Raw genomic sequence first — 22,949 nt, forward strand, 5'->3', positions numbered from 1 at the left:
ATCTACAAGTAAAAAAGCCTTCAGTCATTTCCATCCCATCATACCTGGAGCCCAAAAAATAATACCATCATCATATTGATAGCAACACAAAACTTAAGTTACTAAGTTGGTTTTAATCATGACAAAAAGATAGATATTTACTATACCAAAACTCATAAATTATGCTGATAACCTCAGCACCATCCATATAAACTTTAAAGTAGCCGACAAGCTTACATTTCAAACAGACATAATAAAGAATGATCAAACAAAAAAAAGCCTGAAAAAGCACTGACTTTTCTCAGCAACCAATTCAGACATTACTATCATTTCAATATCAATCATGGGTAACTTAATCAGATAATTAAACTAACCAACCAGCTACTCTAGATGATTACCCCTTTTTCATATAAATAATCAATAATATTTAAATATCGTGTCCCCGTACAAATCACAACCCTAATCTACAACTTTTATTTAGATTTACGAATACCCCTTTGCAACCAATAAACAACACTTTAAATAAAATATTGTCATAAATTGCACAACTAACTTTATACAGTCTGTCTGCACAGCAACATTCCTCAAATACAACAATACTCATCAGTAATGTCGCATTTCCGTCGAATTTATAGTCCGCAACTATCAAAGCTTGTTCAGGTACCTTCAGAAAAAAAATTAAGGGGTATACTCATCATATAACAGTAAATCAGTCAGTTTACTCTTTGTACATACCGTTTAAAGAACGGTATTCAGCCCAACATGCCGGCAAATCAAAAAACCTTAAAGGGGATAATTATGGTTACCAAGGAGACAAAAGAAAAACGGTAAAAACTCCTCTTTTACCCCGATTGAAAACACGCAGCAAACAACCGGAACATCTGGTACACGGCAATATTTGACAGTACCAAGCTTTAACGGCAAGATAAAGACGTTGCGTTCAATAGCGCAACCAGCTTTGACAGGCTGATCAAAGAGGCAGACATCCTGCTACTCACCCACGGAGTAGCTTTTTTGTCTGTAAATATCCATTGCCTCCTCCTCATTCATGGTGGACAGTGGCAGGGAGGCTTCGCGCCTGCCGGTTCTCTTTGTCGGTCTGTCAACCCTGCCATTTGTCTGCCGCCATCTGTGTTTGACAGCACATTTGCGGCTTCTGGACCAAAGAGAAAGGCAATAATATGAACATCTACAAAGCGAATCTCCCCCATCACAATCTGCCACATCACCTGTTTGCGCAAGCACACCACACAATCAGATATCGTCAAGACACACAGATATATTACATGACAAATACAAATAATGTATTTGACATAAACCATGCACAGGGAGACAGACAATGAAACTTCTTGCACCAGACAAGAACACACTGTCCACTGCACTGCACGACAACATACAATTGCAGCATCCCTATGCCCTTTACTATCTACAACAAACCACACCAATCGGCAGTCCATGGCTCAATGAACCAGATGAAGCAGCCGAATATACCGCCTATATCCTGTCGCCCTATATCGTCAGAGCCGATTCAGACTGGCAGGACAGCGGATTGCTGGTATTCAGGCCCTGTAAAAGTATCCTCAGTGCCGAAACCATGGTGTTTTCATTTTGCAAACAGCGCAATTGGAATCCTTTGCTGTGGAATGGCATCGAACCCATCGCGCAACAAATCTGGCAAGTATTACAAAAATCCTAGTCACATCCTGCCTATGGTGACCACACCATAGGCAGCCACATCAGACTGCACAGATTTCAGCCAGAACATATTTCCGAAAGTTAAACCACAAATATGATCTATAGACGCTACCGGCAAATCCTTCACCGGCACCCTATCCGGCCGAAGCGATAATTTAACATTACTTAACTTATATATCAATAGCTTGTGTACACTGCAACAATAATTATTTATACCATTTCACCACAAAATCACAATTTCACACCAACGCCGGTTAAACAGAGACTGCTGAAAGCTCCGAAAGATAAATGATTCAGCACAAATCATTCATTTATCAATCAAATCATCATACAGAGAGTTATTCAGCAATATACAGAAACCAGCCCAGTCTAATAAAAAACCATCAAAAATCAGACATTTCAGCATAGCAATAAATAACACTAAACCAGCGCAAAAAAACACAATTTAATGGTTTTCTAACATTCGTAAAAAGAGTATATTGATAATACTTATCAATTTAATCTAGTCATGCTGTTTCATACCGATTCAGCATGACTATAAATAGGAAAACCAGACATGCTGTTACAAAAAATTGCGATTGCCAGCGCAGCCCTAGTGTCCATGGCTGCCTTTGCTCAAGAATATCCGATGGGTAAACCCATTATCAAAAATGGAATGGAAATTTCCGGTGTCTACCTACCCCCCATCACCATGGATACTGATGGAATGGATCACAGCAATATGCATCTGCCGGCCAGCAAATCCGATGTCCACATGGAAGCCGACATTCATGCCACAGAAGGCAACCCCAATGGCTTTGCTGAAGGAGACTGGATTCCCAACCTAAATGTAGAGTATGCCGTCACCAAGCTGAACAAAGGCAAATTCGAACATTCAGGTAAATTTATGTCTATGGTGGCCAATGACGGTCCACATTATGGCGACAACATCAAACTGGATGGTCATGGTAAATACCGTGTTACCTACCGCATCTCCCCACCTACTGCCAATCAAATGGCACGTCATATTGATAAAGAAACCGGCGTAGCACCATGGTTCAAACCATTTGAAGTTAGCTGGGATTTTGATTACACCGGTGTAGGCCGCAAAGGCAGCTATTGATAAATTAAGTCGTACGGACGGGGTTATTCTGGTCCTAACCGGCAGAATAATCCCTTCCTGCTTTTCATCAGCACACCATAGCCACAAGCGCAAACATCATGAAAAAAATTTTTCTTATTGTGCTCAGTTCAGTCTGCCTCATGCTTTCCTGTTTAGCCAGCGCTGAAGACAAAGTCACACTGGAATTAAAAATGAAAGATGGCGACATGATGCCTCTCACCCTCAATGCACCGGCCAATAAAATAATCCGCATCAAGGTCACCAACATTGGCAAAGGACCGGTAGAATTTGAAAGCACCCAGCTAGTTAAAGAAAAAGTACTGGCACCCGGCGCCTCTTCAGTAGTAGTCATATCGCCTAAAAAACCCGGCACCTATATCTTTTTCGACGACTTTCATCTGAATAAGCCCAAAGGGCAGCTAATCGTAAAATAACAACAGGATATATAATGGGACAAGTCATCTTTGTTGTCTGGCGCGAATGTTTCGAAGCACTGCTCGTAGTCGGCATTATTTATTCATGGATTAACCGCAACCCCGACAGAAGTAACGGCATGCGCTATCTGTTTGGGGGCATAGGGCTTGGTGTACTGATATCAGTCATACTCGCTTTAATTATCAATGGCGTCTTCAAAGAGCTCAGCGATGACCATCAGACCCTGTTTATGATGGCCATGTCCGCAATAGCCAGCATACTAATTGTACAAATGGTGTACTGGATGAACCGCCATGCCAAAAGTATGAAATCCACACTCGAACAAGAAATGGCACAGCAGGTAGCACGCAACTCATGGTGGGGAGCACTCTTCATCATTGCCATCGCTATTGCCCGTGAAGGCAGTGAAATAGTCGTTTTTCTATCCGGTCAGATTATGCAGCTCAATAGCCACAATTACACCGGCTTCTTCATGGCCGTACTAATCGGCATCATTGTATCCGCATTTACCTTTTATGTATTTATCCTCACCAGCCGCTTCATCCAATGGAAAAAATTCTTTACCATCACCGGTGTTGTGCTGTTATTTCTCTCCGTTTCACTATTATTGAAAGCTGTTGAAGACGGGACCAATATGTTACTCGAACACGACGTATCCATCCCTGATTTTCTCATCAATCCGGCTTGGGATACCTCTCATGTCATTGACGATAGCGGCCTTTTCGGTAGCTTTGCATCATCACTGTTTGCCTATCGTTCGCAGCCTATGTGGATCAGCGTGATCACCTTTGGTTTATTCTGGCTAATAATGGCTCTTTTGTTCTTAAGGAAAAAAACCAAATGACACGGCGTCTGTTTCACACTCTTTGTCTGTGTGCCTTGTTACTGCCGTCTCTTTCTCAGGCACATGGATTATTAGCCCCCATTATCGACGATAGCAATGCCGTTGCAGCCAAAGGCGACATTCCCACCCCGCAAAAATATCATGCGTCCATTCAGGCTTATCAGCAACAGGTCGTTACACAGCTGAAAACTACCCAGCAATACCTTGACGCCATCGTCGCAGCCTGCCGTAACAAACAATTGGCACAGGCTCAGCTGGATTATGTCCGTGCACACCAAAGTTACGAACAGATCCGAATTATTGTTAGATTATTTGGCAATGCCGATGAAAACATCAACTCGCGTGCCGATTATTATCTGCAAGGCATTAACGACCCTGCTTTTAGCGGTTTTCATCGTCTGGAATATGATTTATTTGTGCTTAAAGACGTGCAACAGGCACAGGCTGAAGCTGCCAATCTGCAATACGAAATCATCGACCTACAAAAACGCGTAGCTGCCGATGAACTGGATATCGCCAAAATTGTCCAGTCCTCAGCCGATTTTCTAGAAATGATTTTGCAAACCAAGCTGGCCGGTAAAGAAAATCAATACAGTCACAGCGATCTGGCCGATATTCAGGCCAATGTAACTGGCTCAGCACAAATCGTTCAATATCTGACTCCCTTTATTTCAACACAACAACGCATGTCACTTGATAGTGGATATCAGCAGATTTTTGCCGTCCTACAGCACTATCAATTACCCAATAATCAGTTTCAGAGCTTCAGTCAGCTGAGCCAAACAGACCACGACCGCCTCTATTCTCTGCTCAGCCTCCAGAGCAGCAGGCTGGCACAATTACGTGCGCAGCTGGGCGTAAAGGTTTACTACAAATATCCTCATTGATATCAGTTATGAACAAAAATACCTTAACTCACCAATCTGAAACAGCTACCACAGCAAATGACAATCCGGCTAGTCCTGCCCGTCGCCATGGCATGAAAATGTTGCTGGCCGGCAGCTTAGGAATGACAGGATTAGGTATCAGCAACACAGCTAGCGCTGCTGGAACCTGTAGCCACGATTACAATCAAGCCGTAGACTATTGGGGCAGACATCAGGCCGGTGTGATTACACCAGATACCAAAGAGGCTATTTTTGTCGCTTTTAACGTTACCGCACGAGACAAAACTCAGCTACAACAATTACTCCAGCTTATTTCTCAGCGCATTGCCTTTCTTACTCGTCCTCAGAGCTTAAGCGCAGACAAAACAGACCAGCTTCCTCCGCCCGAGTCCGGTCTGCTTGGACACAATATCGCACCCGATTCCCTCACTATCACTGTTGCCGTTGGCGCCAGCCTATTCGATCAACGCTTCGGTCTGGCTCAGCAGAAACCAAAAAAACTGATTCCCATGCCACGATTCCCCAACGACCGGCTGGAGAAATCTTGGTGTGGCGGTGATTTATCAATCCAGTTCTGCGCCAACAGCCGTGAAAGTGTCATCTATGCTCTGCGCGACATCATCCATCACTGTAATCGATACATGGTACCGCTTTGGAAAATGGACGGATTTTTACCGGCAAGGGATATTGACCATCACAGCACCGCCATCAATCTGTTTGGCTTTAAAGACGGCACCGGCAATGCAGCCATTACCGATAGCAAACTGATGGACGAGCTGGTATGGGTCACTGCTAATAATCACGAACCAGCATGGTGTCTGGGTGGTAGTTATCAGGCCATCCGCCTGATTCGCTTCAATCTGGAATTTTGGGATAGAACACCGCTAGAAGATCAGGAAAACGATTTTGGCCGCTACAAATCCAGCGGTGCCCCTATCGGCATGAAGCATGAGATGGATGATCCGCAAATGAAACGAGACCCGCATGGCGACCGTATCTTATTTGATTCACATATGCGTCGTGCCGAACCACGTATTCCCGAGCGGCACGTAGCCAAACTGCGCCGACGCAGCTTCAGCTATTCACTTGGCGTTTTACCCAGCGGTCAGCTAGACATGGGACTGATTTTCGTAGCCTATCAGAACGACCTGAAAAAAGGCTTTATCGATACCCAAAACCGCCTGAACGGAGAACCCCTCGAACGGTATATCAAACCTTTTGGTGGAGGCTTTTACTTTGTCCTGCCTGGCATGGCCAGAGACAACGACTATCTGGGCAAACAGCTACTGGAAAGCTGATGCCTTACACTCAAATCCAGCGTAATTTATGGTTCAGTTGTTTATACACCAATAATAAAGAGCACTACTGTTCAGCAGTAGTGCTCTGAAAAAATATACAGCAGCAAAATAAATTTACATATTTCAGCTATGCAAAATTTTATCTACAATCTCACGGCTGTCTTTAGATAAACCCTCATGTTTCTGAATGCGCTGCAATTGTTCAGCCATCAACGTTTTGCGCCGGGGCTCTAGCCGGTCATACAGATTAAATGCCTGCACAAGCCGCGAAGCCACTTGCGGATTAAATTCATCAATACGCAGAATATAATCCGCCAAGAAACGGTAGCCGCTACCGTCAGCAGCATGGAAATGAGGGATATTACGACTGAAACTGCCTAATAATGAGCGCACTTTATTCGGATTTTCCAAACTGAAAGCCGGATGCTGCAAAGCCTTTTCAACCTGCTGCAATGTGTCTGGACGCTGACTACTACCGATAAGGATAAAATACTTATCCATTACCAGATCGTCTTGCGCATGCCGCCGGCCAAACTGATTCAGCAAGTCATTGCGTTTATCATCAGACAAATGATTTATGGCTGCAAGCATTCCGTATTCATGAGTCATATTGGTAGCACGCTGGCTGAATTCGTTTACTATGTTGTGTAGCAAATCTGCATTGGCCAATACACCCCATTGCAGTAATGTATTACGCAAACTACGAACACCAGCCAGATCAGGATGATACTCCTGCGGTGCCTGATGCCGGCTGGTACGCTCCTGTTCATCCGCCCATTCACGCCAGTGTGTCAGCGTATCCTGCATACAGCTGGCCAGACTCTGCAACAAAGCCTGACGCGCACATACATATTGCTCAGGGTTAATTGAAGACACATCTTCCCATAGTTCTGCTTCTGTCGGTACCTGCAGCAAAACCGCTTTATACGCTGGATCAATATCAGCATTCAAAGCTGAAGTTAGCGCTTGTGCCAGTTCGGCATGTTGCGGAAGCGGCTGGCCAGAAGCCAGTGCATCCAGATTGGAAGCAAATGCACGACGATACAAAGTTTGTGCCGCTTCCCAGCGCGCAAAAGAATCGCTGTCATGTGCCAGCAGCAACATCAAATCGGCATCGCTGTAAGGATAGTCTAGTCGTACCGGTGCACTGAATCCGCGCAGCAATGAAGGTACGACTTCCTTTGCTACATCATGAAATACAAACGTTTGTTCTGTTTGATTGAATACCAGAACCGTTTCCTCTGTTTTATCTGCGGTACCGGCCATTTTAAAAGCGACAGATGCACCATTTTTGTCTAGCAAGCCAATTTTTACCGGAATCACCATCGGCTGTTTATCGGCCATATCCGGAGTAGGCGGAATGAATTGCTGCAGATGCAGGCTGAAAGTTTGATTGTGTGCATCATATTCGCCATGCGCTTTAATCTGCGGTGTGCCAGCTTGACTGTACCATAATGCAAACTGGTCTAAATTCACACCATTGGCATCCGCCATCGCCGCACGAAAATCATCACAAGTCACGGCCTGACCGTCATGCCGCTGAAAATAAAGCTGCATACCTTTCTGAAAACCTTCTTCGCCCAGCAAAGTATGATACATGCGTACGACTTCAGCGCCTTTTTCATATACTGTGAGCGTATAAAAATTGTTCATTTCCTCATACGAAACCGGCCGTACCGGATGCGCCATTGGGCCGGCATCCTCAGCAAACTGCATACTGCGCAATACCCTAACATTGTGAATACGACGCACCGCTCTGCTAGCGCGGTCAGCAGAGAATTCCTGATCACGGAAAACAGTCAGCCCTTCTTTCAGAGAGAGCTGAAACCAGTCGCGACAGGTGACACGATTACCGGTCCAGTTATGAAAGTATTCATGACCGATTACCCCTTCAATGGCTTCAAAATCAGCATCGGTTGCCGTATCACTGCTAGCCAGCACATATTTAGTATTAAATATATTCAGGCCTTTGTTTTCCATGGCACCCATATTGAAATCGCTCACAGCCACGACCATAAATATATTTAAATCATATTCCAGATTAAAGCGGTCTTCGTCCCATTGCATGGCGTGTTTCAAAGATTCCAGCGCAAAACCTGCTTTTTCCCGATCTTCTGGACGGGTATAAAATTTCAATGCCACTTCTTTCCCACTGCGAGTGGTAAAATTACCTTCCAACACCGCCAATTTTCCGGCAACCAGAGCAAAGAGATAGCTGGGTTTAGCAAACGGGTCACGCCAGCAAACCCAGTGCCGGTCGTTATCCAATTCACCACTGTCAATCAGATTACCGTTGGACAACATTACCGGATAGCGCCGCTTATCACCGATAATGGTAGTGGTAAACTGACTCATCACATCCGGCCGGTCAAAATAATAAGTAATCTTACGGAAACCCTCCGGTTCATTCTGGGTATACAGATTATCGCCAGATTCATACAACCCCATCAGCGTTTTATTCTGCGTTGGATACAATTTAGTGGTAATTTCAAGCTCAAACTGAGTATCCGGTACCGTATGTATTGTCAGTTTTTCATCGGCTATCGCATATTCATGCGGAGAAAGACATTTTCCATTCAGCACAATTTGCAATAATTCAGCACTGCCATCCAGCACACATGGTCTACCTACCTCATGCGGAACAATCATCATGCGATTGCGCACAAGGGTATAAGCTTCCTCTATCGTAAAGGTCAAATCAATTTCTGCCACTGCAAAATCGGGAGCCTGATAATCTTTCAGGTAATGAACCACTTTATTTTCACTCATTGTCTACACTCTTACTATTTAAATCTGTTGTGTCTATTTTACGGCTAACAAGGCCACAATCAAGACTGTCTCATTCCAGACAGGAACTATTATTCGTATTTAACTTGAAACCGACTATCATTCCCAGAGCCTGTACCGGCATCTGGATTATTTTTCATAATCGATAGAAGTAAAGACGCTCCTGCTGATAAGGCCAGCCATACCGCAACAAAACAGATAACCGGAAAATAGCTACCACAATAAACCCGCAGCAAACTGCCCAGCCATGCTGTAAGCAAACCACTTAGCTGATGAATTAGGAAGAAGGCACCAAAAATAAATCCTTTATAGCGGTATCCAAAAATAGTACCGGCCAGACGCGAGATAATAATCACGGTACCCATATAGGTAATGCCGAAAAATATACCAAACAACGGCACCATCACTGGTTCAGGCCACAATACCAACGCCATCAGTGTGGCACAGCGCAGTAGAAACAACATACCCAAGAGCAATGGCAGCGATACTTTTTTCGACACTATATAGCCAATCAGCAAACTTCCCAGTGCCTCAGACAAACCAAGCAGACTAAGCGAAAAACCGGTCAGCAGATTAGCAGCGGTACGATGCTGCAATATTTCCTGAATAGCGGGCACATAATGCACATCTATAAAAATCATCGACGTACCACAACCTGAAAAAGCCAGAGCAGCCAGTAAGAATCTGCGGTCGAAATACCAGTAGCGCGGCAGAGACGCAAGCGTGGTCTGTTTGACAACATGTGCATTTGGCTGGGTTAAAGGAGCTGTTACAGCACGTAATGCTACTGGTATTTTCACCGGAGTCCGTCCGAGACAGTTCAGCAATGCTGGTATAACAGCCAGAGAGGCAAATATTGCAGCCAGCACTGAGCACAGCATGGGCCATGAAAGATAGCCTTCCAGATAAATCCAAATCGGCGAAAGAACCATCAGCCCTACGGCTATACCATTTGTGGCCAGCACATAGGCTAGCTGACGCCGTTCTGGCATCACATACATATCAATCAGAATACTGACTGGTACAAAAGTCAAAGCCGCCATTGCATATGCGGCGAACAGTAGAAAACCGAGCAAAAAAGTCAAAAAACTATTATCAGAAGAAAACAACAAAAATGCACACGCAGCAGACAGCATGCCGGACAGCAGTACATAGCTGGCACCACAACGGTCACACAGCTTCCCGACCATTGCTGAAAACACCCCTTGCGCCAAACCAAAGAAACCGCCAGCCAGAGCCATTGCCTCAATACCAACATCATAATGATGCACCAGACCGGTAAAATTAATTTGGTAGACACCCTTTATAGCCGTACTGATAAACATCACCATAAAGCCGTAGCCTACCACCAATCCAGTCAGGATCGCGCGCATGGAGTATTTCTCCCTAAAATTAGTTTAATTATTATTTTTAAAGTTAACCTGAAACGCATACAATATACCTTGAAACCACAACATTAATACAACATCTTTCCATATACAACCACTACATTGAGATATTGCCAGCAACTGTAAAAAACTGTGATACAGTAATGGACATCAGGCTGTCTATGCTACCCAATCATTGGGTGCTGTATCCTACAAATAACGTACTGCTACGGCTGTGATACAGCCTGTTAGTGATGAAAATACATCCGCTTAAGATAACCCGTTACTCTACATTCATCCGTCAAAATCACACCATGAGTTTACTTCCTGTTTTCAAGTTTATAGAGGATAAAACATGAACCGGCCGCCCGAATTAAAACGAACTCTGAAAAACAGACATTTACAATTGATTGCCATCGGCGGAGCAATCGGCACCGGCTTGTTTATGGGATCCGGGCGCACCATCAGTCTGGCCGGCCCTTCCGTACTGTTTACCTATATCATCATCGGTACATTTCTGTTTTTTGTCATGCGGGCCATGGGTGAATTACTCTTGCATAACCTGCAATACAAATCTTTCGTTGATTTCACAACGGATATCCTCAACCCTACTGTTGGATATTATGTTGGGTGGTCTTACTGGTTTTGCTGGGTGGTGATTGGCATGGCCGATATTGTCGCTATTACCGGCTACACCCAATTCTGGTGGCCGGAGGTACCCCTGTGGCTACCCGGTATAATCTGCATCATCATTCTGCTAACGCTCAATCTGCTATCAGTGAAGCTTTTTGGCGAGCTGGAATTTTGGTTTGCGCTGATTAAAATTCTGGCCATTCTTGCTTTAATTGGTTGTGGCGGTTATCTGCTCATAACCAGTTTTGTCAGCACCAACGGTATTCAAGCCAGAATCAGCAATCTGTGGTCGTACGGAGGCTGGATGCCTCATGGTTGGTCTGGTTTCTTTGCTGCCTTTCAAATTGCAATATTTGCCTTTGTTGGTATAGAGCTTGTTGGTACCGCTTCAGCAGAGACTGACGATCCCACCACTACACTACCAGCAGCCATCAATAAAATACCGGTACGTGTGATTGTTTTCTACGTATTGGCTCTGACTATCATCATGACCGTCACACCATGGAGTATGGTGGCACCAGACCGCAGCCCGTTTGTTAACATGTTTACGCTCATTGGCATCAGCGCGGCCGCTACAATTATTAATTTTGTTGTACTGACTTCCGCGCTTTCTTCAGCCAACAGCGGTATGTACTCCACTGGCCGCATGTTGTACGGTCTATCTCGCAACGGGGTAGGTCCGAAGGTATTTGCCCGTTTGTCAGCCTCCGGCGTACCGCAAAACGGTTTGTTATATTCTTGTGCACTATTGCTGATCGGCGTCTTTCTGCTTTATGCCGAAGGTGATGTCATGAAAGTATTTACCATTGTTACCACTGTTTCCAGCATCTGCTTCATCTTTGTCTGGGCAGTAATCCTAATTGCCTATTTACGCTATCGTCGCCTTTTCCCAGAAGCACATGCGCGCTCCGTTTATAAAATGCCGTTTGGCATTCCGATGTGTTATGTGTGTCTGATATTTTTTGCGTTTGTGCTGTATTTGTTTAGTCAGGACAAAGATACGCTTACCGGACTGGTAGCCACTCCAGTCTGGTTTATCCTGCTAACCCTGTTTCTGCCTCTGTATCGGCAGCAATTGAAAAAACGCATTTCCTATACCGATTCAAAGCACAACCATTAACGACAAAAAATCTGTCCTGTTTTAATGCAGCCACTACACCAAAACAGGACAGAATAATAAAATAACGTGCGTACACACTTTATTTTTAATCGTTATAGTCAGGATAATGCCAGAAAGGTTGACCTAGTTGTGGCGTAGAAGCCTGTGCATTATGCCGCGGTACAACCGGCGTCGCTTCATAAGCCAGTCTGCCGGCCTTTACCGCCTGAGCAAAAGCTTCTGCCATCAACACCGGAGCACCACTGCGTGAAACGGCAGTATTCAGCAGCACCCCATCAAAACCCCATTCCATTACAGCTGCCGCATGTGAAGGCAATCCCAGCCCCGCATCCACAAGTAATGGAGTATCAGGTAAATGTTCACGCAGCACATGCAGGGCATATTCATGCACGGGTCCCAGTCCGGTGCCAATCGGTGCTGCCCAGGGCATCAAAGCCTGACAGCCGGCATCAAGTAAACGGCGGCAAGCTATCAGATCTTCCGTACAGTAGGGCAATACCTTAAAGCCATCTTTAATCAGGATATCTGCCGCCTGTACCAACTGAAACACGTCCGGCTGTAAAGTATGGTCATCGCCAATCAGCTCCAGCTTAATCCAGTCTGTGGCAAAAACTTCGCGTGCCATCTGCGCTGTTGTTACTGCCTCTTGCACACTCAGGCAGCCGGCTGTATTAGGCAAAATAGGCAAATCTAGTTCCTGTAGTAATCCCCACAGACCCTGACCATGCTCTGCCGAAGTAGCACCCTGCCGGCGCAAAGCCACTGTTATCATTGCCGGCTGAGATTTTCTAACTGCTGCCCGCAGTATTTCCGGATTGGGATAAGCAGCGGTTCCCAGCAGCAAACGACTTTCAAACTGCTCATTATATAGTTGTAAAGCCATCAGCTCTCTTTCCGCAAAACAGTAATATCGAATATTGTCCAAACAGCCGCCAAGCACTGTCCAGAAGAAGAAAGACTAGATTTTATAACCAGAACAATATCTTTGCATCTGATTTCAATTAATAGGAAAAATCAGTTAGTACAAAATGAAAAAGCAGGCAGTAGATTGAGTATTTATCTTATTTTCATAATTCATTATGAATAAAATAATCAAGCTTGGAAATAAACCGCACAACAGAGCAGAGGTCAGACACAAATATAAAAATGCCCATGACACTTATCCAGTATCAAGCGTCACACTGACACTTCATTATATGGATAAACATGGGCAAAAACAAAAAACTATCTCTGCTGATAGCCGGAATATCAAGAAATTCAGCATCCGGCCATCATTACTCTAGTCTACTGAAATTCTGGGTCTGGTTTTTTAGTCAGACGGTTACGCAAATCGCGGCGAAAAATTTCAATAGTCCACATCCACAGCAAGGTACCAATCAGCTCAGAAAAGAGCTCATCAAAAGGCAGATTCCACGGAGCAGGCGACAAATTCATGACTGGCAGCATAATACCGTGGAACAAAATAGTTACCCCAATACCAAAGGCCATACCCTGCCATAATTTTACTTTAGGAAAAATTTCTGCTGCCATGCAGTAAATGACAGCCCAGACAATAGAAAACAGGATGTGTATCAGACTGCCACCCCAGTTCACTACTTGGTCGGAATAAGTGTAAACCATATTGTGAATATCAATGCCCATATCCTGAATCATCTGAATCGGAGGCGGCACACGGTCTGGTGTGCGCGGTGGCATGATACCTTCGGTACCAGATTTCACAAAAGCCGAAATCAGCCCCCCCATAATACCGGCAAAAAAAGCCACCCCAAAACTGCGGCTGGCCGGTTCGGTACGAGCAAACAGATTAGACATAATTAACGCCCTTTTGATATGTTAACAACAACTATTGATTTGTATTATTCATGTAAAACAGGGGCGCAAGTGTAAATGTAGATTAAAGGCAAAATCAAGCAAATTTACCCTTCTGCGTTCTCCAAAACAGTATATATGACAAAATCAATTATTATACTGGCATTAAAGATTATTCAGCATATTGATATTACCGACAAATAAAATACGATTACTTTTATGGAATATTTAGCCTGAAATTTACTGCTTTATTTAAAAGTGAACAAATTACCCACTTCAGCTTTAGCCAGCACGGGCAAAGACGAGCAACAAAAAACCCTGTATGCATACAGGGTTTGCTTACAACCATTTTGCTACCGTACTAACCGCCCACTACCGGACTCACAATGTCCACTTTATCCTGCTCCTGCAAGACATAGCCACCATATTCCTTACGGGCAACAAAAGCAGTGTTTACGGCCACTGCAAAAGGTGTTTCAGGATTAATATGCACAACCAGTTCCCCTAGCGTGCGACCATCAAACTCTATTACCTCATCATTAACGCATAATTTCATTCTATTGATTCTCCATTCTGGCTTACCGGCACAGCATCTATGTGATAGCGCGCGTCTGCATCTGGAAGTGGCTGCTGTTGCATCAACGCCTGAATAACCCGCACAGTAGCCAGACTGACAGTAGGTGAAATCATAAATCCATGCCTAAACAAACCATTAACAGCCACCAATCGATTATCTATATCATAGCGTATTTCTGGATTTTCATGATTGAGCGTTGGCCGTAGCTGCGCCAGACTTTCCAGAATCCGTCCTTCACCAAAAGCCGGATGAACGCAATGCAAAGCAGACATGAGCTCCAATCCGCTACGCACACTCAGCGGGCTGTCATCTTCACTTTCAATCTGAGTAGCACCAATTACAAACAAATGGTTCTGTTTCGGCGCAATATAAATAGGATAGCGTGGATGCAGCACCCGTACCGGCCGGTGAAGCGTCACATCTGAAGCATGAATACGCAGCACTTCTCCCCGAACACCGCGCAGACGGCTATTTGCCTTATTGTTCCAGCTTTTTTTACCGCCAAAACCGCGACAATCCAGCGTCCATTCAGCCAATTTTGCACATTCAGCCGGCTCACTTTCGCGTTCCCAATAACAGGTTACCTGCCGGCGCTCAAGCATATCTGCCAGTGCCAGCAGTGTCTGACGATTATCCAACTGGCCTTCTGTTGGTAAAAACAGTCCTTGCTGAAAACGGCCAGCCAGCTGCGGTTCTTGTGCATCGATTTGCTGACTGTGCCAATGCTGACAGCGGCTGCTATCCTGATGAGCCCGTTGCAAATCTCGTGTAAACTGCTGAGCCAGCTCTCGATCCTGCGGATGCCAGACAATTAATGATCCATTCTGCTGCATGAATACAGGAGTTGGAAATATGTCCACCCACTTACGCCAGATTGGCAAACTGGAATATCCCAACTGAACCACCAGCGGCGTGGCTTCCACCGCTTCAGCTGTAGGCGCCAGCATCGCTGCTGCCGCAAATGCAGCGCTGCCTTCTCCATTTCGATTACCGGCATTGAACAGCACCACTTTAGAGCCCTGCTCTGCCAGTAACCACGCAGTCAGACGTCCCAGCAACCCACCGCCCAAAACGGCAACATCATATTGTTTCATTGCGCACCTGTCATATTAAACCGAATCTTTATCTGTTCCTGAATCAAGCATATTTTGTTTTGGTAAAAATATTTTCCCGACAAAACATTACACAGCACCCAGTCCTCCTCCGCTTGAACAAACCGGCTTCAGCGGGTATAACCGCAGATATTCCCCAACAATAGACTTTACTATGGCCAAGGTTTTCCCTCTGCATCCTAAACACCCCGAACGAATCTGCTGGGGCTGTGATAAATACTGTCGTGCAGATGATTTACAATGCGGCAATGGTAGTATCCGCATTCCACATCCGTGCGAGGATTTCGGTGCACAATGGTATCTTGAGGGTGATTGGTCCGGCTTGCTGTCGGAAACACAACGCAAACAAATTACCGCTTCTAACCAGCCATCAGCAAAAGAAATCAAACCGCACAAACCGCATATCAAACTAACGTTAAAAAAATAATCTTATCCTGATATCACTGCAACTAGTCCAGATTGACAAAACTTATCTTCAACACAGACCAATAGCCAAAACCTACTCAAACCTGATTTATTTCGTCCATCGTTAGCAGAATAAATTAAAGAGCATCGCAGGCACTGGCTAAGCTCCAAGCTGTTTCAATCATACAAAATATCAAGTTAAATATTATTGTAAAAACATTACTTTAATTTGAGAATTATTTTACAGAAATAAAACATAAAAAGATACGCTGATCCACTCAGGTACCAGCATTAGTGAATGCGATAAGTTTTATCGTTATCTCACCCGACCAACTCAATCCAGAGTTGGAAACAACAAAACATAAAAAAGAAAGATAAAGCTCATGCTTTAAAAAGCCAGCCAATATCGCAGTAGTGTTTAAAGCCTTAAAAAAATAAACCGCCTGCAAAAAAACTGCAGGCGAGTATATTACTGCATAATACCTCTAATTTAAGATTATCCCTTTGTATTCTTGGCTATTTTATCAGACGTTATGTCCAGTTACAGACTGTAATTTATTAACACAGATTTGGCAATAGTTCGTAAAGTTATCGTATCAAAAGACAATAATCATGCCATTTATAATAAACATTTAATTTTAAATTGCTTCAAAAAAATAAAATAATTAATTTTATTGCCATAAAATACAAAACAGGCAGATGATTGTCATATCATCTGCCTGTCTATCAGCAGTAATAATCTGCCGAAGAATAATATGGGCTAGCCCATCTGTACTGCCTGAATAGCCGTTAAAGCAATGGTGTACACAATATCTTCAATTAGTGCACCACGCGACAAATCGTTTACCGGCTTATTCAGACCCTGCAACATTGGCCCCACACTCAGCACATGCGCACTGCGTTGTACAGCCTTATAAGTAGTATTACCGGTATTTAAGTCCGGGAATACAAACACAGTAGCCTGCCCAGCAACCTTGCTGTCCGGCGCCTTCTGTCTGCCCACACTAGGCACACTGGCCGCATCATATTGCAATGGCCCATCAATATGCAGATCAGGACGTTTTTGCTGTGCCAACTTAGTAGCTGCTGACACCGTCTCCACATCAGCACCACTGCCGGATGAACCGGTAGAATAAGAAATCATCGCCACTTTAGGCTCAATACCAAATGCTTTAGCAGAATCGGCAGACTGAATGGCAATATCTGCCAGCTGCTCGGCAGTAGGATTCGGATTAACAGCACAGTCACCATATACCAGCACCTGATCCGGCATCAGCATAAAGAATACGCTGGATACCAGACTGGCACCCGGAGCTGTTTTAATTAATTGCAGAGCCGGACGAATGGTATTGGCCGTAGTATGTACTGCGCCAGACACCAGACCATCCACATCACCGGTTGCCAGCATCATCGTGCCCAACACTACCGTATCCTGCAATTGCTCAGTGGCCTGTTCAGGTGTCAGACCTTTGCTTTTTCTCAGTTCTACCATCGGTGCAACATAGCGTTCACGGATTGTGTCTGGATCAATGATTTCCAGTGAAGCCGGTAATTGAATATTTTTTTCCCGTGCTACTGCTTCCACTTCTTCTTTTTTAGCCAGCAACACACAGCGCGCAATTCCTTTATTTTCACAAATGGCCGCTGCGGCAACCGTGCGCGGTTCACTGCCCTCCGGCAGCACAATACGTTTATTGGCCGCACGGGCACGCGCCATCATCTGAAAGCGAAATGCTGCCGGCGCAAGATGCTCTGTCAATGGTTTAGCCTGTGCTGCACTCAATAGCTGAGCATTCAATTGCGCAGCCACTGCACTGGCTACATCCTCAGCCTGAGCCACATCAATTTCAGCCGGAAGAGCAGTTACCACACCCAGACAATCAATTTTGCAGCCATGTGCGGTCAGTTCAGACTGTACCTCGGCAGCAAACCCAGCTGCAGGAGCATGCTCGGCATCAGCAGTCAGAATAAAGCCACTGATTTCTGTGTGGCCATGCGCATAATCATGCGCAGCCAGCAACAACTGCGCTGCAACCAAAGCAGGAGTACGATTTGCAATCGCTGCCACAAGAATTACCCGTGCGTTCAGCGCTGCCGCAATTTTCACATTTTGTGCTGGCAGATAAGTGCGACCCGCTTCCGGAACCGCACCTTCAATCACCACCACATCATGTTTTGCCTCAGCCAGCTGATGAAAAGCAGCAACAAACTCTTCCACAGCATCATCTGCTTGTCCCTGATATACCCGCTCATCCAAAGCATTCAGCGACTGTGGTTCAGGCAAAGTTTGCTGCAATACCGCCTGCACCAGTGAACCGGTATTATCCGCAGCTGTACTTGCGGTAACTGGTTTATAGTACAGCGGCACCTGTCCGGCTTGTAAAAATATCTGCGCCACACCCAGACCCACACCGGTCAAACCAGCCTGTGATCCAGTAGGCACCAGCAAAAATTGCGACATAAAAATCCCTTTCGTTGAACTAACACCAGCAGCAAACGCCGCATTTATTTTATCGCTAACGATTATAATTTACTTCGCTGCACTGCATACCGAGATACATCAATTTTTGCATGAAAAAACATAAGTCAGCCGAATATACATCATAAGCATAATAACACTTGATTTATCAGGCATGGCAGCAGTAACACAACTATCGCGACAACAGCACTTTAGAACCAAGCAAACTGTACATACTGCCAGCATAGCCATGCCTAATACTGTGTTAACCAGTCGAACTTTTATATATGCTCTTCCGGCACAATGCGCTTCCAATCCTGATATTTATTTCATATCGCTAATTTCGTATTTCTGTATTTCCTGATTTTTAAGTACGCTTAATTCAGCAATCGCATCTTTAAATTATTTATTCACATAAACCATAGGAGACATTAAAAACTAAATAATCAAAAAAGACTCTACCGTCAGACAAAAACAGAATGATGCACTTCGGACTGAAAAGCAATGATCAACTGCCTGATGGAAAACACTGATAACAGCCGAATCTTTACGCACTTTAATAAAATACTGCCCATCCACTATTCATTCAGCTCACACTAGGGTACACATGTTGAAAAAAAAATTTTTCTATGCAATGGCTTTTGTTTTTCTTACATTATGCACACTATATTTATACGGAAGGAATAATATGGCCAGATTAACAACCGAGCAAACCAGCGCACGCACCACTGAAGGATTAACGACCATTAGCTCTTCTTTCAATGCCCCCACAGGAATTGCCTTCGACACTAAAGGCGCAATGTACGTTACAAACTGGTCAGGTAACTCAATCACTAAAATAAACACCAACGGCAAACGTGATACTATTTATGCCGATATTGAAGCACCAGCTGGTATTGTGATTGATGCACAAGATAATATCTATGTATCATCCTACGATGGAGATTACATTTTAAAAATCAATGCCAAAGGTAAAGCTGAAAAAATTTCAGATGGCTACCATACCCCTACAGGTATTGCTTTTTCCAATACTGGCAAATTGTTGGTTACCAACCGTTCCACTGGAGAAATCGTATCACTGGATTTAAACAGCGGCCGCAAAGAAATCATTGCCCGGGGTTTAACCACACCAGTGGGCGTCACCCAATTACCGGATAACAGCTTAGTTGTTTCCCAGTATAGCGGTCGCCTCACCCTAATCTCACCAGATGGCAGCCAGACAGAATTGGGTCAAGAATTCAACCGTCCAGGCGTAGGCATTGTTACCGTTTCTCCAAACGTCGTTGCTGTGATTGACAACGGAGCTGACATGGTGCGTACAGTAAATGTCAAAACAAAAACCGTAAACACTTTAGTTACCTCAATACCAGGAGCTGTGGCATTAGCCTATCACCAGAATCGCTACTATATAGGCGCTTGGCAAAACAGCACCGTCTACGCATATACGCCACGAAACTAAACTGAAACAACAGCCAGCAACAAAACTTCTGAAAATCAAGGCATCGAATCTGGCTAACTGGTCAAAAAAAAACCTGAATTGTTAACAGCCAGTTCAGGTTTTCTTACATCATTCCTGTTCAATTATCCAAAGCTAGTCAGATCTATTAATAAAATATTTTTTCTCCTAAAAAAGCGTTGAAAAAAGTCAGGGTGCTTAGAGCTTTCCATTCACTACACAGCAATAGCCAGATAAATAGAATAAAAGCATATCAATATCATTTCAAATTTGCATAATTGGTAGACTTATAATTCCTTACGCTTCTGTATTGATAATGTTAATATGCTGATTCTATATCGTATCTTTTTTTTGTTTACGTAGCCGAGGAAAGAAATAAATGAGAAAAATACTATTGGCTTTTCTGTGTCTGATATTGGCAAGCTGTGTAGTATCTGTAAAACCGGAAGATAAATTTAAATCCGGTGATTATATCGGGGGAGTAAAAATTCTGGCTAATAACTTCAATGCAAAAAGCCAAAAGCTGCAACAGAAAAATAAACCATGGAAAGATAAAGACATATTATATTTACAAGCAACAGTAGCAAAACTGACTGTAATGGCTCAGAAAAACATTCAGCAGGCAGCACCAACCGATTATGAAAAACGAATAAAAAATTATCAGCTACTGCTGGCATTAAAAACCGAGCTCGGAGATAAAAGCTATAGTCCATATATAGAAAAATATCTCAGCCTGTACACAATAAATGGAATAAAAGAATCACTGGCTCAACAGTTTTATCAGCAGGCCAACGAAATTGTACCTGCCTACAGTGATGATTATCTGCGCAAAGCAAAACTATACCGTCAGGGTTATGAATATTTTAATTATCAAGATATTCTCAAACGTGCTGAAGATAATCAGAAAATGTACTATAAAACCGCAGCACAGGAATTTTATGCAGAGGCACAGGACGGTGTACGAGAACGCAATTATAAACAGGCAGCCGCAAACTTCCGCAAAGCACATGAAGTATATCTGCCTTTAGGCAATTATAAAGACAGCGCCAAACAAGCAGACATTTATGAAAAAAAATGGCGCACCATTGAAGCAGAAAAACATTACCAGCAGGCACAAACCATAATTCGCCGCGCAAAGCGTCTGAGTGAATATCGCGAAGCTGCTACCTTATACCGTGCTGCCAGCGAGGTATACAGCCCATATGGCAATACCTATAAAAATTCCACCAAACTGGCAAGTATGTATGCGCAAAAAGGACAAATACAGATTTTCGTCCGCGGCAACAGCTATCTGGCTGATAACATACGTTCCGCATTACAAAAAAATTATGTTAATTTTGTCGATAATGCCAGTGCCGCCAATTTAGTGATTGATGTAAGCATGAACCACGGCCAGTTTCAACAGTATAAAGAAAATATTGAAACCCAAAACCTCCATGAAAATCTGCGTGTAGGATCAAAACAGGTGGCAGATGAACACGGTAATATGGTCAATCAAGATGTGTATAAAGATTTCTATTTCAAAAAATATAGTGTCAAAACTGTAAATGAAGCAGAAATGATGGCTGAAGTACACACCAGAGGTCTGTACGCCCTAAATCGCAATTACCGTGCAAAAACAACTTCATCGCAGACTTATTACTGGTTTGATGGAAACGTACCCAAAAAATATACCGCATATACCGAAGGTAAACTGCTTGCTCGCGAAGAACAATTTAATCAAACACGCCAAAAACTATGGTCACAGATGAGTGGTGATTTTTATGAAATGAACAGAATACTGGCCACTCAATAACTTTCACCACTTAAAGCAGCGATTTATTTCAGTGCTTGTAGCACCAGCAGAGCAAGCACTGATTTAAGTTCTACCTGTAATAAGGGCATTATGGTACAAACAGTGTTGGACTGGCATAAAGAAGGCAAATAATGCTATTTAAAAGAAAAAACCCCTACTACAATCCAAATAAACCGCATCATACACCTTACGGATTCTGTAATTTAGAACCAACAACCATCAAACAGCTTGACGTCTATCGCTGGAGCTTAGAAAGACACATCCACCATCTGCCCAAGCCACCACAGCAAGGTTATGCACATTTTGCCCGTGAGTGGATGCAGTCACCAGATTTCACCCTCTCCGGCAATCGCCTATGGTGGATTAGTCATGCCACATTGCTCATACGCCTAAATCAATGCATGATTATTACCGACCCTGTATTCTCGCAACGGGTATCGCCTGTATCTTTTGCCGGACCAAAACGCCGTACACAGCCAGCTGCAAGCATTGCTGAGCTACCTCATATAGATGTCATTGCCATTTCTCACAACCATTACGACCACTTAGACACAGCCAGTATTCGTAAACTGGCCGCACGTTTTCCCAATATCAATGCAGTCGTCCCCTTAGGACTAAAACGAAAACTACAGCAATTGGGCATTAACAACATAACAGAACTAGACTGGTGGGAACAAACAAACATTCATAATATCCGCTTTCATGCCGTACCGGCACATCACTGGAGCCAGCGCAGCCTGTTAGACCGCAATCACACTTTATGGTGTGGCTGGATGATGCAAACACCTGAAGGCAGCAATACTTATTTCAGTGGGGACACCGGTTTCAGTGAAATCATGTTCCGCCAGATTGCCGAGCACTTTACCTCCACAGACATGGCAGCTATCCAGATCGGAGCCTATGCACCTCGCTGGTTTATGCATAATCAGCACATTGATCCCGAACAAGCTGTAACCATATTTAATATTCTGCGTTGCCGTCAGGCCATAGGCATGCACTGGGGCGCTTTCGAACTGGCCGATGAACCGCTGGATGAACCACCCCAACTACTGGCCGCAGCCAGAGTTCGGCATGGAGTATTACCCGAATGTTTTGAAAGCATCAAAATGGGGGACAGCCGCCCGATCACCTCTTCCTAACCCCCAATAACAGAAACCGTTTCATGCTTCTGAAAAATTTCACTGGCCACA

19 protein-coding genes are annotated in these 22,949 nt (G+C 44.1%); 11 read left to right on the top strand and 8 right to left on the bottom strand.

Annotated features, from left to right (window positions below; genetic code table 11):
• Positions 1-1,025: 1,025 nt before the first annotated feature.
• Positions 1,026-1,247 (bottom strand): hypothetical protein, encoded by a 222-nt coding sequence (locus ABU615_RS05665; RefSeq protein ID WP_143558393.1) that lies wholly within the window; start codon positions 1,245-1,247, stop codon positions 1,026-1,028.
• A 71-nt stretch (positions 1,248-1,318) separates the two neighbouring features.
• Between ABU615_RS05665 and ABU615_RS05670 the strand changes: the two genes are divergently transcribed.
• From ABU615_RS05670 to efeB, 6 genes are all read left to right on the top strand, one after another.
• Positions 1,319-1,675: a hypothetical protein gene (locus tag ABU615_RS05670; protein WP_100140754.1), complete on the top strand. Its 357-nt coding sequence runs from the start codon at positions 1,319-1,321 to the stop codon at positions 1,673-1,675.
• A gap of 555 nt (positions 1,676-2,230) precedes the next feature.
• A complete protein-coding gene (locus ABU615_RS05675; protein WP_100140756.1) occupies positions 2,231-2,776 on the top strand; it encodes an iron transporter in 546 nt (181 codons plus the stop codon).
• 98 nt (positions 2,777-2,874) lie between these two features.
• Positions 2,875-3,210, top strand: a complete 336-nt coding sequence (locus ABU615_RS05680; protein WP_100140757.1) for a cupredoxin domain-containing protein — start codon at positions 2,875-2,877, stop codon at positions 3,208-3,210.
• A 14-nt stretch (positions 3,211-3,224) separates the two neighbouring features.
• Positions 3,225-4,055 carry an FTR1 family protein gene (locus ABU615_RS05685; RefSeq protein ID WP_367430309.1) on the top strand — a complete coding sequence of 277 codons (831 nt, stop codon included), beginning with the start codon at positions 3,225-3,227 and terminating at the stop codon, positions 4,053-4,055.
• A complete protein-coding gene (locus tag ABU615_RS05690) occupies positions 4,052-4,942 on the top strand; it encodes an EfeM/EfeO family lipoprotein (protein ID WP_370388371.1) in 891 nt (296 codons plus the stop codon). The genes ABU615_RS05685 and ABU615_RS05690 overlap by 4 nt, the downstream gene beginning before the upstream one ends.
• Positions 4,943-4,950: 8 nt before the next feature.
• On the top strand, positions 4,951-6,240 hold the full coding sequence (gene efeB, locus ABU615_RS05695) for an iron uptake transporter deferrochelatase/peroxidase subunit (RefSeq protein WP_370388372.1): 1,290 nt from the start codon (positions 4,951-4,953) through the stop codon (positions 6,238-6,240).
• A 123-nt stretch (positions 6,241-6,363) separates the two neighbouring features.
• Here efeB and pepN read toward each other — a convergent pair whose 3' ends face one another.
• Together pepN and ABU615_RS05705 are read right to left on the bottom strand one after the other, a co-directional pair.
• Positions 6,364-9,009 carry an aminopeptidase N gene (gene pepN / locus ABU615_RS05700; protein WP_370388682.1) on the bottom strand — a complete coding sequence of 882 codons (2,646 nt, stop codon included), beginning with the start codon at positions 9,007-9,009 and terminating at the stop codon, positions 6,364-6,366.
• Positions 9,010-9,098: 89 nt separating this feature from the next.
• Complete coding sequence (locus tag ABU615_RS05705; protein ID WP_370388683.1) at positions 9,099-10,400, bottom strand: MFS transporter; 1,302 nt, start codon at positions 10,398-10,400, stop codon at positions 9,099-9,101.
• Positions 10,401-10,749: 349 nt separating this feature from the next.
• Between ABU615_RS05705 and ABU615_RS05710 the strand changes: the two genes are divergently transcribed.
• Complete coding sequence (locus tag ABU615_RS05710) at positions 10,750-12,147, top strand: amino acid permease (RefSeq protein WP_267403906.1); 1,398 nt, start codon at positions 10,750-10,752, stop codon at positions 12,145-12,147.
• Between the two features lie 85 nt (positions 12,148-12,232).
• Here ABU615_RS05710 and ABU615_RS05715 read toward each other — a convergent pair whose 3' ends face one another.
• The 4 genes from ABU615_RS05715 to ABU615_RS05730 all read right to left on the bottom strand — a co-directional run bounded on the left by ABU615_RS05715 (position 12,233) and on the right by ABU615_RS05730 (position 15,627).
• A complete protein-coding gene (locus ABU615_RS05715) occupies positions 12,233-13,030 on the bottom strand; it encodes a thiazole synthase (protein ID WP_100156521.1) in 798 nt (265 codons plus the stop codon).
• A gap of 401 nt (positions 13,031-13,431) precedes the next feature.
• Positions 13,432-13,959: a DUF1440 domain-containing protein gene (locus ABU615_RS05720; RefSeq protein ID WP_180295836.1), complete on the bottom strand. Its 528-nt coding sequence runs from the start codon at positions 13,957-13,959 to the stop codon at positions 13,432-13,434.
• Between the two features lie 358 nt (positions 13,960-14,317).
• Complete coding sequence (gene thiS, locus ABU615_RS05725) at positions 14,318-14,512, bottom strand: sulfur carrier protein ThiS (RefSeq protein WP_100140766.1); 195 nt, start codon at positions 14,510-14,512, stop codon at positions 14,318-14,320.
• Entirely contained in the window at positions 14,509-15,627 is a 1,119-nt protein-coding gene (locus ABU615_RS05730) for an FAD-dependent oxidoreductase (protein WP_370388684.1), read from the bottom strand. Before ABU615_RS05730 ends, thiS begins: the two co-directional genes overlap by 4 nt.
• Before the next feature lie 172 nt (positions 15,628-15,799).
• Between ABU615_RS05730 and ABU615_RS05735 the strand changes: the two genes are divergently transcribed.
• Positions 15,800-16,072 (top strand): DUF3079 domain-containing protein, encoded by a 273-nt coding sequence (locus ABU615_RS05735; protein WP_100140768.1) that lies wholly within the window; start codon positions 15,800-15,802, stop codon positions 16,070-16,072.
• 738 nt (positions 16,073-16,810) lie between these two features.
• Here ABU615_RS05735 and pta read toward each other — a convergent pair.
• A complete protein-coding gene (gene pta / locus ABU615_RS05740) occupies positions 16,811-18,511 on the bottom strand; it encodes a phosphate acetyltransferase (protein WP_370388685.1) in 1,701 nt (566 codons plus the stop codon).
• Between the two features lie 685 nt (positions 18,512-19,196).
• Between pta and ABU615_RS05745 the strand changes: the two genes are divergently transcribed.
• The 3 genes from ABU615_RS05745 (at position 19,197) to ABU615_RS05755 (ending at position 22,898) form a co-directional block, all read left to right on the top strand.
• Positions 19,197-19,967: a serine/threonine protein kinase gene (locus ABU615_RS05745; protein ID WP_267391536.1), complete on the top strand. Its 771-nt coding sequence runs from the start codon at positions 19,197-19,199 to the stop codon at positions 19,965-19,967.
• Positions 19,968-20,343: 376 nt separating this feature from the next.
• Complete coding sequence (locus tag ABU615_RS05750) at positions 20,344-21,759, top strand: hypothetical protein (protein ID WP_370388686.1); 1,416 nt, start codon at positions 20,344-20,346, stop codon at positions 21,757-21,759.
• Positions 21,760-21,890: 131 nt separating this feature from the next.
• On the top strand, positions 21,891-22,898 hold the full coding sequence (locus ABU615_RS05755; RefSeq protein WP_370388687.1) for an MBL fold metallo-hydrolase: 1,008 nt from the start codon (positions 21,891-21,893) through the stop codon (positions 22,896-22,898).
• Positions 22,899-22,949 lie beyond the last annotated feature (51 nt).

The organism is Snodgrassella alvi (genome assembly GCF_040741455.2).
Taxonomy (GTDB): domain Bacteria; phylum Pseudomonadota; class Gammaproteobacteria; order Burkholderiales; family Neisseriaceae; genus Snodgrassella; species Snodgrassella alvi_E.